The sequence below is a fragment of the Marinobacter sp. AN1 genome (assembly GCF_026013985.1).
Lineage (GTDB): Bacteria > Pseudomonadota > Gammaproteobacteria > Pseudomonadales > Oleiphilaceae > Marinobacter > Marinobacter segnicrescens.
On the sequence record NZ_CP110342.1, the window covers coordinates 3,132,232 to 3,144,515 of the forward strand.

8 protein-coding genes are annotated in these 12,284 nt (G+C 61.2%); 3 read left to right on the forward strand and 5 right to left on the reverse strand.

Going from position 1 to position 12,284, the window contains the following annotated elements:
* Nucleotides 1-175: 175 nt before the first annotated feature.
* Both LJ360_RS14340 and LJ360_RS14345 read right to left on the reverse strand, forming a co-directional pair.
* Nucleotides 176-1,720, reverse strand: a complete 1,545-nt coding sequence (locus LJ360_RS14340) for a fatty acyl-CoA reductase (protein WP_264994400.1) — start codon at nucleotides 1,718-1,720, stop codon at nucleotides 176-178.
* 150 nt (nucleotides 1,721-1,870) lie between these two features.
* Nucleotides 1,871-3,142: a MinD/ParA family protein gene (locus tag LJ360_RS14345; RefSeq protein ID WP_264994401.1), complete on the reverse strand. Its 1,272-nt coding sequence runs from the start codon at nucleotides 3,140-3,142 to the stop codon at nucleotides 1,871-1,873.
* 200 nt (nucleotides 3,143-3,342) lie between these two features.
* On the opposite strand from LJ360_RS14345, the gene LJ360_RS14350 reads away from it, so the two are divergent.
* Together LJ360_RS14350 and LJ360_RS14355 are read left to right on the forward strand one after the other, a co-directional pair.
* Entirely contained in the window at nucleotides 3,343-4,896 is a 1,554-nt protein-coding gene (locus LJ360_RS14350) for an HDOD domain-containing protein (protein ID WP_264994402.1), read from the forward strand.
* An 88-nt stretch (nucleotides 4,897-4,984) separates the two neighbouring features.
* Nucleotides 4,985-7,162: an EAL domain-containing protein gene (locus tag LJ360_RS14355; RefSeq protein ID WP_091852347.1), complete on the forward strand. Its 2,178-nt coding sequence runs from the start codon at nucleotides 4,985-4,987 to the stop codon at nucleotides 7,160-7,162.
* A 42-nt stretch (nucleotides 7,163-7,204) separates the two neighbouring features.
* Here LJ360_RS14355 and murI read toward each other — a convergent pair whose 3' ends face one another.
* Both murI and nudC read right to left on the reverse strand, forming a co-directional pair.
* Entirely contained in the window at nucleotides 7,205-8,008 is an 804-nt protein-coding gene (gene murI, locus LJ360_RS14360; RefSeq protein WP_245742598.1) for a glutamate racemase, read from the reverse strand.
* The gene (gene nudC / locus LJ360_RS14365) at nucleotides 8,005-8,823 is read right to left on the reverse strand and encodes an NAD(+) diphosphatase (protein WP_091852350.1); all 819 of its coding nucleotides are present in this window, start codon (nucleotides 8,821-8,823) and stop codon (nucleotides 8,005-8,007) included. The genes murI and nudC overlap by 4 nt, the downstream gene beginning before the upstream one ends.
* Before the next feature lie 114 nt (nucleotides 8,824-8,937).
* Between nudC and plsB the strand changes: the two genes are divergently transcribed.
* Entirely contained in the window at nucleotides 8,938-11,409 is a 2,472-nt protein-coding gene (plsB, locus tag LJ360_RS14370; RefSeq protein WP_091852353.1) for a glycerol-3-phosphate 1-O-acyltransferase PlsB, read from the forward strand.
* Between the two features lies 1 nt (nucleotide 11,410).
* On the opposite strand, the gene LJ360_RS14375 is transcribed toward plsB, so the two are convergent.
* On the reverse strand, nucleotides 11,411-12,244 hold the full coding sequence (locus tag LJ360_RS14375; protein ID WP_091852356.1) for a class I SAM-dependent methyltransferase: 834 nt from the start codon (nucleotides 12,242-12,244) through the stop codon (nucleotides 11,411-11,413).
* Nucleotides 12,245-12,284: the final 40 nt, after the last annotated feature.

The following is a 12,284-nucleotide window of genomic DNA, read 5'->3' on the forward strand; positions in this document are numbered from 1 at the left end:
CCCTATCTGACCATTTAAGGGCCACCCATTGAATTAGACCAACGTACTACCGGGGAGCGTTGAATGGTCCACAAATGGCTTGCGGCGCTGTCAATGCGCCCCACTCTGCATACTTGAAGGATAGTTCGCCCCGGGCCTTGTGAAAAGTACCGGGGCGGAAGGAGGGCAAGCCGGGTCAGGCGGCTGCGGCCGCCCGGCGCTGGCGACGGGTTCGCAGGCTGTAAACCCGCCGGTCGCCCAGGGCATAGCGGTTAAGGCCCCCAAGGTGGGTCTTGCGGAGGTAGGTTTCCCAGCCGATCCGGCGGGGGTCGACCGAGAACAGCTCACGGTCGGCGTCGCCCATGCGCTCCGCCAGGTCCATCAGTTTGTCGTTATGGAACACATAGTCCGGCGCTGTATAAAAGCCGAAAATGGTGGCCAGGGCCCGGGTGGTGTCCAGGTTGCGGAGCAGCTTCAACTCCCGACTGTGACCTGCCATCTTCATGGCCTTGCTGGCCAGCGACAGGGGTACGCGGATACCGGTCACCGCCGTATCAAACAGGGTTCGGTTAACGGCCATGAAGGGCTTGCTGGGTTGTCGGCTGAACAGCTTGTCGTAGGCGGCGTAGTTGTCCTTCGCCTCGGCCATCAGGTGGTCGATAAACTCACCCAGCGAGATGGGGTTCCTTGACCCGCTGCAACTCTGGTAGATACGCCGTGCCGGCTCCCGCACCAGGGCCTCGGCGCCGGCCAGCAGGATGCTGTTGGCGACCAGGTCCACCGGGATCACATCGATCACACTTTCACGGTTGCCCGGGAACAAAGTGACCTTCTCCCGGGCATAGGCCAGGATAATGGCGTCTGCCACCTTGACCCCTTCGATCCAGCCCGGCATGGGTTCTTTCAGGGCGCTTTCAATAATAGATGGGCGCACAATGGTCAGGGCCTGGTCTGACAGCGCCTCCATCAAGCGCTGCTCACCCAGCCACTTGGTAAAGGTATAGGTGTCACTCCAGCCATAGTGATTGGCTTCGCGAATGCCCAACTCTACCAGTTTCTTTTCCAGTTGCTTGCCGGCGTAGCGGGAGCGAACGTCGGTGACCTTGTCGTGGAGCAGGCGCACCAGCGCTTCGGTACAATAGTAGCCATGCTCGCGACGGGGGATGGCTGCACCCGCAGGCTTGATAATGTCCTCGCCGATGTTGCCACTGTTCATGCCATTAACGTAGCAGGTGGACACCTGCACCACTGGCGTGCCACCGCCGGCCCTGGCAAGCGCTGCCAAATTATCCAGGCAGAGCGTGTTGATGCTCAGGGCCTTGTCCAGCTCTTCCCGGAAGTTGACGCTGGCGGCAGAGTTGATCACCAGGTCCACCCGGCTGGCGAGGCGCCCGTGCTCGGCGTCGGTCAAGCCAAACCGCGGCCGGGTAAGTTCACCCTGGACACAATGGACCTTCTCTTCCAGGAAGGCCTCGAAACCCTCGTTATCCTGGTTACGAAGTCGCTCGAACACGCTGGCGCTGGCAATCTCACTGTAGAAACGCTCTCGGGCATCAGGATGGCGGGCATTGCCTCTAACCAGTACATGTATACCCCCGACCTCCGGCACCGCACGGATCAGTTTTTCCAGTACAGCCTTGCCCAGGAACCCGGTGGTGCCGGTAATCAGGATATGCTTGCCCTCAAGGGCACGGCGGACCGAGGATTCGGCATCGTCAGATTCAGGAAACAGGTGGGTCATCTCGGTTGAACTCCTTCTCGTCTGCTGTCCGGAAGATTTGCATAATGCGGGCCAGATCAGAAACGCCGTCATTACGTGTGCCTGCAGGCGCGAGTTTGCCATGGGGACCATGACAGTATGGAGTCAGGCAGCGGGATTTAAACTGTCGATTTACTGCTCACAAGCACCGGAAAAACCTGCCAGAAAGCCATCCACCCGAACCGAGTCCGGCTCCGACCTCAGACGCTCGAGCAAGGCCCGTTGTGAGCCAAAATCGGCGATACTGTAGCCCGGCGCCGACTTTTCATCGACGTCACTGGAGCCAGCAGCAATGCGCAACAGCAGTGCAGAGGTACACTTCAATGCCTCCTGCTGGAGCAGTCGGTCGTCGGAGTGGTCTTCCAGCAGCGCCTCCAACTGGCGGAAAAGGTCCTGACACTGGATGGGGGCCGGACGGCCAGGCTCCGGTGAGTGCATTGCAGGCACATCCGGCGCGGGGGCTGCCGCCTGGGGTGACGCCACAGATGGCTCAGTGCCTGCCTCTGATGAGGCCCCCTCGCTGGGCGCGCTGGACAGTCGGGTACGATGCTGCCAGTACGCCGCTATCCCTGCCTTGCTGGAGGGGCGGTGCATCAGGTGGCGGTTCACCTGGTCGGCCAGGGTTATAAACTGCTTGAAGGAAGGGTCAGTCTCCGCCAGCGTGGCCACCGGTCTTTGCAGTTCCACAGACTGACGAATGGACTCATCCCGCCAGACTGCGCCTATATAATCAACGTCCATGGAAAGGTGCTTGCGAACCGCACCGGCAAAACGGTGATGGACCGATTGTGCCTGTGATGGCCCTGATGCCATGTTGACAATAACGCCCGGCACCCGCCGGTACCCGCGACGCTGAAGCACTCGCAGCAGGGAAAAGGCATCGGTCAGTGAGGCGGGGTCCGGGGTAATCACCACACAGGCCATTGCCGCCAGGGCAATCATGTGCAGACCCGCCGGACGCAGGCCGGACGCGGTATCAATCAGGATAATGTCGTAATTACGCTCCAGCGAGGCCAACTGCTGAAGAATCAGCCCGGCGTCTTCAACATCCGCATCCATACAGCGCTGAACACCCGAGGCGCCTGCGATGACATGCAGGCCGTACGGTCCCTCCATGATGACATCGTTCAACGGGCAATGCCCCGTGATGGCATGCTCCAGGGTACGCTGCGGATACTGCCCCAGGAGGATGCTCACGTTGGCAAGGTCAGTATCCCCATCAAGCAACAGCACTCGCCGGCCCTGGCGTGCCATGGTAAGCGCCAGGTTAACAGCCACCGAGGTCTTGCCCACGCCACCCTTGCCACCGGTAAGGGCGACAACGTCGGGCGCCCTGCCATTACCCCCCGGGCTGGCAGGACCACGATCATCTGACTTCTGACTAAACGATTCGCTGACAGCCATCCCGGACCATAATCCCTTTCCACGAGCGCCAGGTGACAGGCGCCTACTACCAAGGCACTATCATACCTGTCCTGCCGACTCCCGGGAACGTGCGAGTAAAGTGTTTATTTTATCGACAGAAATTACTTGATATGTCACTTTTATTAGCTATGCTAAGCCACTGACATGTAACATTTGTTTACGCAACTTAACAAAATGCCATGACACAAACGTCGGTTACCGAACCCCTGCCCACGCTACCGGAGGTCCATCTCAGGGCCCTGGAGGCCTGCCGTGAGCACGACAGCTACCGCAGGATAACCGACATTATCCACCAGGACCCGGCACTTACCGCAAGGGTTCTCACCCTGGCAAACGGCGCTGCGGCGCACTTGCCCCAACCGGTAACCACGCTCGAGCAAGCACTGCTCCGTCTGGGTACAGACCGGCTGAGCAACCTGGTGCTAACAGCCGCCTTGCAGCAATTGCTCTTCGAAATGGCAGAGGGACACTGGCAGGCCCTTCACGGTTTCTGGCACGACGCCCTGGCCGTGGCACTGACGTCACGTGCGCTGGCAAGGCTGACACGCTACCCCGAACCTGACACCGCCTTTCTCACCGGCATGCTCCACAATGCGGGTCGGCTGCTTCTGCTGCGACAGGAAGTTGCGGAGCCTGACAGGCCTCGCGAAACACCCTACCCTGAGCTTAGTGCCCGTCTCGCGGAACACTGGAAACTGGACGTGGACATTCAGCACGCCCTGAACCGGCAACTCGACGATGCAACCGGGTTGCTCAGCGCAGGGCACCTTGGCCGGATGACCGCGGTGGCCGTGCAGCTCGTAACACGGGAGGGGCATGGCCTGGTCATGGCAAGGACCCTGTTCGGGCTCGAAGAGGAGCTCAGTGCAGAGATACTCCGGCGTATTCGACTGGAAACCCTGGACCTGGCCCACGATATGGGCATACCCGGTAAAGCCAGCTATGACGGAGCGGGGGCAACCCGGCGCCTGACGGTTGCTGCCGTTCGCGACCTGCTGGCTGGCGACCTGATCGCCAGCGCAGAAACATCAGTAGCAACCATTACGCCCGAGCAGGTTCGCCGCCAGGTCCATGAAATCAACAATCCACTGACCGTCGTGCGACAATACCTTGCTCGCCTGCGCTCTCACCTGTCGGACCCCGGCGGCGAACGGGATATCGACATAATTGAAGAGGAGCTTGCCAGGGCCAGCGACCTTCTGGCAGAACTGACCAGTCAGGGCAGCAGTGATGACTTCCTGTTACCGGCAGGTCATGGTAACGCGGAGATCAACCAGGAAGTGCTGGCCCTGACGGACCTGTTGACCGAAGGCCTGTTCCGCGACCTCCAGACCCATTGCCGCCTTGAACTGTGTAACGAGGGTACAGCGGTGGACGTGCCTGCTCCCCAGGTCCGCCAGGTGCTGCTGAACCTCCTCCGCAATGCTGCGGAAAGTCGACCGGGGGGTGGCGTCCAGGTATTGGTCCGAACGGCCGCACCGATGTGGCAACAGAACCGGCAGTGGGTGGAGCTTATCATCGAGGATAACGGCCCCGGGCTACCGGATGCAGTCAAACGTCAGTTGTTCGAGCCGGTAACCTCCGCCAAGGGCGGGGCCCATAGCGGCCTGGGCCTGAGTATCGTCAAGCAGTTAATGGATGACATGGATGCTATCATCAGTTGCCAGAGCAGCCATTCGGGGACCTTGTTCCGTCTGCTGTTTCCGGCGTGGACACCAACAGAAGACCGGTAACGGCCCAGGGTAGCCACCGCGACCAGGGCGCCACGACAACCCTCGATAGGCGGGGGTAAAACCGGCCAGGGTGAATGAGCGACGTGCGATGATCCAGACAAGCGATTCTGAGTCCGACCGGCTCCGGGCCCGGCAACAGGTCCTGGTGGCCGATGACAATCCGCGCCTGCTGGCCAGCCTTGCTAGCCTGCTCAGTGATCACGGGTTTCGACCGGTTACTGCCAGCAACGGCAGCGAGGCCTGTCGATTGTTACAGGAACACCGCTTCACCATGGCATTGCTGGACCTGAACATGCCGGGCAGGGATGGGTTCCAGGTGATGGAGGAGGCCTCTCGCCTGCAACCGGACTGCGCCCTGGTAGTGGTCAGCGGCGAGACCTCATTCCGCGCTGTCAGCCGGGCCCTGAGACGGGGTGCCAGCGACTATATCCGTAAACCGTTCGATCCGGACGAAGTGCTGGCCACGCTCGAGAATGTTTTGGGCAAGCAGTCCCTGATGCAGGCCCATGAAGATGTCCAGCAAAGGCTTGAGAAGTCTGAATCCCTGCACCGGTACATCGTCAACAACTCGCCAGATATTGTCTTCATGCTGGATGGGCAGGGCCGCTTCTGCTTCCTGAACCGCAAGGTCGTCAACCTGCTCGGCTACCAGCCGGCAGACCTGCTGGGAAAGCACTTTCGCTTGTTGCTGGACGATGAGGAAGCATCCAGGAGCAAGCTGGCACTCAAGAATCCCGGTATCAGCGCAGATCACCCGGTTTCCTTTGAGGTCTGCCTGCGGGCCAGCGGCTCAGACCGGGCGACACGACACTTCGAAATTACCGCTTTCCCAATCAGTGATGACAGCTGGCGCACCCTGGGCGACAGGGAGTACAGCGACCTGAGCCTCCATGCCCGCTATTACGGCATCGCCCGCGACGTCACTGAGCGCAAGGAAGCCGAGGCCTTTATCAGTTTCCAGGCCTACCATGACCTGCTTACCCGCTTGCCCAACCGGGCCCTGTTCAGGGATCGGCTCAACATGGCGCTCAACCACGCCAGCCGACATCATCAGCAGCTGGCCGTCATGTTCCTGGACCTGGACCGGTTCAAGATCATCAATGACACCCTTGGCCACACCGTAGGTGACCGCCTGCTCCAGGCCGTTACCCAACGCCTTGAGAGATGCCTCCGCAAGGGAGATACGCTCTCCCGCTTCGGTGGTGATGAGTTCACCCTGCTATTGCCTGCCGTGCCGGACCGGGAACACGCCGCCGTCATCGCCAACAAGCTGATCGATACACTGCGTGAGCCCTTTGTGCTGGACAACCAGGATATCTATATTGGCGTCAGTATCGGCATCGCCATGTTTCCCGAAGCCGGGGACACGATTGAACATCTGATCCGCAATGCGGACCTGGCCATGTACCAGGTCAAGTCCCGCGGCAAGGACGGCTATTGCTTCTTCGATAGCAGCATGACCGTGGACTCCAGTGAGCGACTGACCCTGGAGCGGGACCTTCGCAGAGCCATCAGCGAGGGTGAACTCAGAGTGCATTACCAGCCCCAGGTGTGCCTGCGCACTCGCCGTATAACCGGACTTGAAGCCCTTGTACGCTGGCAGCACCCGGAACGGGGCCTGCTGTTGCCTGCGGATTTCCTGCCACTGGCCTCGGAGACCAACCTGATCTCTGAAATCAGCCACCAGGTTCTGAAGAATGCCTGTGAAGAAGTGGGCCAGTGGATAGCCGCGGGGCACCAGGACCTCCGGCTGGCGGTTAACCTGTCCCCCGTCCAGGTAGAGCACCCGCTGTTCACTGAACGGCTGATGTCACAACTGCGACAGATCGGTTTTCCGCCGGCCAACCTTGAGATCGAAATCACCGAAAACGTCATCATGAACGACCTGGAGCAGGTCAGCCACACCCTCCGGGAACTCGCCGGACACGGCGTTCGCATTGCAATCGACGACTTCGGTACCGGCTATTCCTCTCTGAACTACCTTCACCACCTGCCCATTCATACCCTCAAGATAGACCGGTCATTCGTACACGGTATTCGGTCAGGGAACGACGGCGCCTGCATTGTGAACGCCATCATTGCCATGGCCCAGGGCCTGAAGCTGGAAATCGTAGCGGAAGGTGTGGAAACACAGGATCAGCTGGACTATCTGTCCACCAGCGATTGCGACCTGGTACAGGGCTTCCTGTTTGGCCGAGCGCAACCGGGATACCGGGTTGCTGAACTGCTGGGCCACCAGGCCTTGCCGATCGCCAGTAGCGCCTGACACCTGGCAGTCAATGATGCCCCGGCCTGGCCACGCGTGCCATCAAAACCGGCAGAACCCAACGGCATCCAGGAAACGGTCGATGTCATCCATCACCGGTCCGGAAAACAGGCAGCGGTGCCCTGAAGACTGAAAGCGTTGCAGGGCATCTCTGTCAAACCCGGCCTGTTCCAGCAGGTACAGGGTGCGCCGGGCAATCGCCTCTCCGGAATCCACCCAGAAGCGGACCTCCGGCAGCAGTTTCTGCAAGGTTTCTGTGATCAGGGGGTAATGGGTGCAACCCAGCACCAGGGTATCCACCCCTGCCTCCCGAAACGGCTGCAGGGCGACCGACAAGGCAGGTTCCGGCATCGGGCGCCCCCTGGCCCAGTCTTCAATCCAGGTAACAAGCTCGGGGTGCCCTACCCGCTCGACAAGGCAGTCTGCTGCAAACTCGTCGATCAGGTCTTCCAGGTACGGCCGGCGCACGGTAGCCGGGGTGGCCAGCAGGCCGATACGGCGATTCTCCGACACGGCGGAAGCCGGCTTGATGGCAGGCACCACGCCCACCACCGGGATATCGGTAGCGGCCCTCAGGGCTGGCAAGGCCACCGTGCTCGCGGTATTACAGGCGACCACAATGACATCGAACGGCCGCTCCCGCAGCTGCTCCATCACCAGGGTCACGGTGCGCCCGGTTACCGTTCCCTCGGGCTGGTTACCGTAAGGAAAACCGGCGTTATCGGCCACATGGGTGAGCCTTGCCGCCGGCACCTGCCGGTGCAGGCAACGGGCAATGCTCAGGCCACCAATGCCCGAATCAAACACCAGTATTTCGGGCACCCGGCCCGGAGCTGCCGACTTCAAGCTCCGTGTTCCCCCAGCATTTCTTCTTTCAACCGGAGTATCAGCCGCCCGGCGATGGTGGTTTCCGGTGGTATGGGGGGATGCTCGTCTGGCGTGAACCAGTCCGCTTCGGCGATTTCATCTTCCTGGAGGACCAGGTCCCCGGATTCATAATCCGCAAAGAAGCCCAGCATCAGCTGATGGGGGAAGGGCCAGGGCTGGGAGGTCCAGTACCGGACATTGGTCACGGTCAGGCCGGTTTCCTCGAGGGTCTCACGGGCGACCGCCTCTTCCGCACTCTCACCCGGCTCCACGAATCCGGCAATCAGGCTGAAGAAGTAACTCTTTGCCCTGGTGGAGCGGGCCAGCAGGAAGCGATCACCCCGGCGAATCACAACGATTACACAGGGGGCCAGCCGCGGATAGAAAGGCATGCCACAGGGCTCGCACCAACGGGCCCGCTCATTGGGATGGAAACCGGTTTCGGTTCCACAGCGGCCACAGTACCGATGGTCCCGGAACCACTGCTGGACCTGGGCCGCGGTGCCCAGCACTTCCGCCGGGGCGTCCGGCATGGTCAGCAGGGCTTCCCGGAGATGGACCGGTCGGGTCAGATACAGAAGCATACCGGGGTCAACGCTGGCCACATACACGTTACGACCATCCAGCTCGCCCACATAGACCGGCTCGGTACCGTCGTCCAGGGCGCCATCAACACTGCCCCAGCGGTGGTACCAGTCGTCCTCGGGGCACCATATCTCAGGACCGTTCATGGCGATGACCAGGTCATCTGCCTCCGGGGCCTTGCGGGACCAGCCCGCGTTCCAGTTTGCCATCGGGTACTCCACGGTAATCTCAAAAGGAGCAATGTACCATATTCTCGCCTTTGTCCCGCGCCCCCGACCAAGTAAACTTGTGGCCCTGTTTCGCCCTGTCCGGAGTCTGACTGAATGCGATTGTTCCCGGCTGTTTCCGGTGCCATCACGACACTGCTGCGCAAGGTCCTGTTCCTGTGGGTCCGTACCGATGTACTGGGGGCCGGCAAGGACGAGCTGAAGCTGGATCCGGAGCGGCCTGTCTGCTACGTCATGCAGTACAGCTCCCTCTCCAGCAGGCTGGTACTTGAACAGGAAGTGGCTCGTGCCGGGCTGCCTTCAGCCAGTGCACCCATGGCCGTGCATGGCGGTCTGAACCATTCCTTCTGCTTTCTGTACCGCCGGGCCCGCAGCAGCTTCAGCCCACGCCTGACACCGGTAATGACACCACAGATGGAACAGCTGGTGAACCTGTCCGTCGAGGACCCCACCCTGGACATCCAGCTGGTGCCGGTATCGCTGTTCTGGGGGCGGTCGCCGGACAAGGAAAAATCGGTGCTCAAACTGCTGCTGTCCGATACCTGGTCCGTGGCGGGGCGCTTCCAGAAATTCCTCATCATCCTGCTGCATGGCCGCAACACCCTGGTACGCTTCGGTGAGCCCATGTCACTGGCTGATATTGTGCGGGAACACCACCGCAGCAAGGCCAGGGCCAACCGCAAGACCGCCCGGTTGCTGCGCACCCATTTCCGCCGGGTGCGCCAGGCGGTGCTGGGGCCGGACCTGTCGCACCGTCGCACCCTGGTGGCGGACCTGATCCGCACCCCTGCGGTGCGTGAAGCCATTCGCGAGACAGCCCGCCGGGAAGACGAACACCCGGACAAGGTCCGGGCAAGGGCCTACGAGTATGCCAATGAGATTGCCTCCAGCATGTCTATCGCCACCATCCGCATCCTGGAGGTATTGCTGAGCTGGCTGTGGAACCGCATCTACAACGGCATCCGTATCAACAATATCCGGGAAGTCCAGGAAGTCGCCGAAGAGAATGCCGTGGTCTACGTGCCCTGCCACCGCTCACATATTGACTACCTGCTGCTCTCCTACGTGCTCTACCGCAACGGCCTGATGCCGCCCCATATCGCGGCGGGCATCAACCTGAACATGCCGGTGGTTGGGCCGATCCTGCGGCGTGGCGGGGCGTTTTTCATGCGCCGCAGTTTCCGGGACAACCCGCTTTACTCCGCCGTGTTCAACGAGTACATGCATGTGATGTTTACCCGGGGCTATTCGGTGGAATATTTCGTGGAGGGCGGGCGCAGCCGCACCGGTCGCACCCTGCAGCCCCGACCTGGCATGCTGTCGATGACCGTTCGCAGTTTCCTTCGTGACCACAAAAAACCCATTGTGCTGGTGCCGGTGTATATCGGCTATGAAAAGGTTATGGAAGGCCGCTCCTACCTGGGCGAGCTGCGTGGCAAGAAAAAGAAGCAGGAGAGTGTTGTAGGCCTGGCCAAGACGGCGCGCAAACTGCGCAGCTCCTTCGGCAAGGTATCGGTGAATTTCGGCGAGGCAATCTTCCTGGACGAAGCCCTGGAGCAGGCCCGGCCCGGCTGGAAGCATGAGGCCGTGGGCGCCGAGGCCCGGCCGGCCTGGTTACCGGATGCGGTGGACCACCTCGCCCGCCACGTAACCACCGGTATCAATTCCGCCGCCGCAGTAAACCCGGTTAACCTGGTAGCAACCCTGCTGCTGGCCACCGAGCGCCTTGCCATGGATGAGCGGCAACTGGCAGCCATGATGGACCACTACCTCAGCTTGCTTAAGACGCACACCTACGCTGAAACGGTGACTTTTCCCGAAGGCGACGGCATGGAATGGATCCGCTACTGCGAAACCATGGGACTGGTGGGGCGTTACCCCCAGAAGCTGGGCGACATCATCGGGCTGGATGGTACCAATGCCACGCTAATGACCTATTATCGTAACAATATCCAGCACCTGTTCGCCCTGCCCGCGCTGATTGCCTGCCTGTTCGAAAACTGCACGTCTATGGCCCGTGACAAGGTCATTTTCCTGGCCAGTGCGATCTACCCGTACCTGCACTCAGAGCTGTTTCTGCGGTATGACCCGGAAACCGTGGGTGTAGAGGTGGACCGCTGGATCGGCACCCTGTCAGATCACGGCATTCTGCGCGCGGATGGCGACCGTGTGATGGGGCCGGAGGAAGGTACCGACGCACGGCTTCAGCTGCACACGTTATCGCGATTCATCATCCAGACCCTGGAGCGCTATTACATTGTGATTGCAACCCTGCGCAAGCATGGGCCAGGGGTTCTGACGGCGGAGGAGCTCGAGGAAGAGAGTGCGCTGATGGCAGAGCGCATGTCGCTGCTGTTCGGTCTGAATGCGCCCGAGTTCTTTGACAAGACGCTGTTCCGAAACTTTATCGGGGAGCTCGCAGGCAATGGCGTGATTGTTGCCGGCGAGGATGACCGGCTGAGTTATACCCGGGAGCTGGAAGAGGTGTCGGAGGATGCGCGGCTGGTGCTGAGCGTGGAGAAGCGGCAGGCGATTGCGCAGGTGACCCAGTTGAATCGGCCTGAGTGAGTCAGTCGGCTGGCAACGCCTGCAACGGGTAAACGTCGTATCGACTGCTTTTCCCTTCAAGCTTCAGGGCCGGGGCCGGGCCAGGGATAGCCGGGGCCCTTCGCGAGCGTTTTACCACGACCCGGTAGCGGGCGCAGGCCAGCGCTGCCGTGAGAAGGGCGGCGGCATCCGGGTCGTCGCCGACGACCGGGCGGAAGAGTTGCATTTCTTTTTTCACCGCAGCGGACTTGTCACGGTGGGGGAACATGGGGTCAAGGTGGATGACATCAGCAACGGGTTCCTGCCCTGCCCTGTCCTGTAACCACTGGATGCTGTCGGCCAGGATCAGTGTCATTCGGGCGATTACCGGGGCGGTGGTTTCGTCGGCTGCGGCACGGGCCAGGCCGTCTTCGAGCAAAGCATGGATAACCGGGGAACGTTCCAGCAGGGTAACCCTGTGGCCCAGGCCGGCGAGGACGAAGGCGTCCTGGCCCAGGCCGGCGGTGGCGTCCAGGATATGCAGGGTCTGATGGGTGCGTTTGAGGCCCACAGCACGTGCGATCAGCTGGCCGGTGCCGCCGCCGTGGGCCAGCCGGTAGCCGGCCTTGCCGGCGACGAATTCAGCCCTCACCGGGCCTGGAGCTTTGCGACCTGTGGCCTGGAGGCTGAGACCATGGTCATCCAGGAAGAGTATTCTGGGGTGATCATCAATGTGCCTTGGCGATACCACACCCAGCCAGGGGACGCCAAGGCGGGTTGCCAGCGCTGCTGCCCGCCCTGAAAGTTCATCGCTGGCACACCCCACCGGAGGCAGGTGCCCTGCGTCACTGGAGTCCTGTTCAATAGGCTGGTTCATTGGCAAGGGGTCTGCTCAGGCGGATGCGGCAATGGTTGGG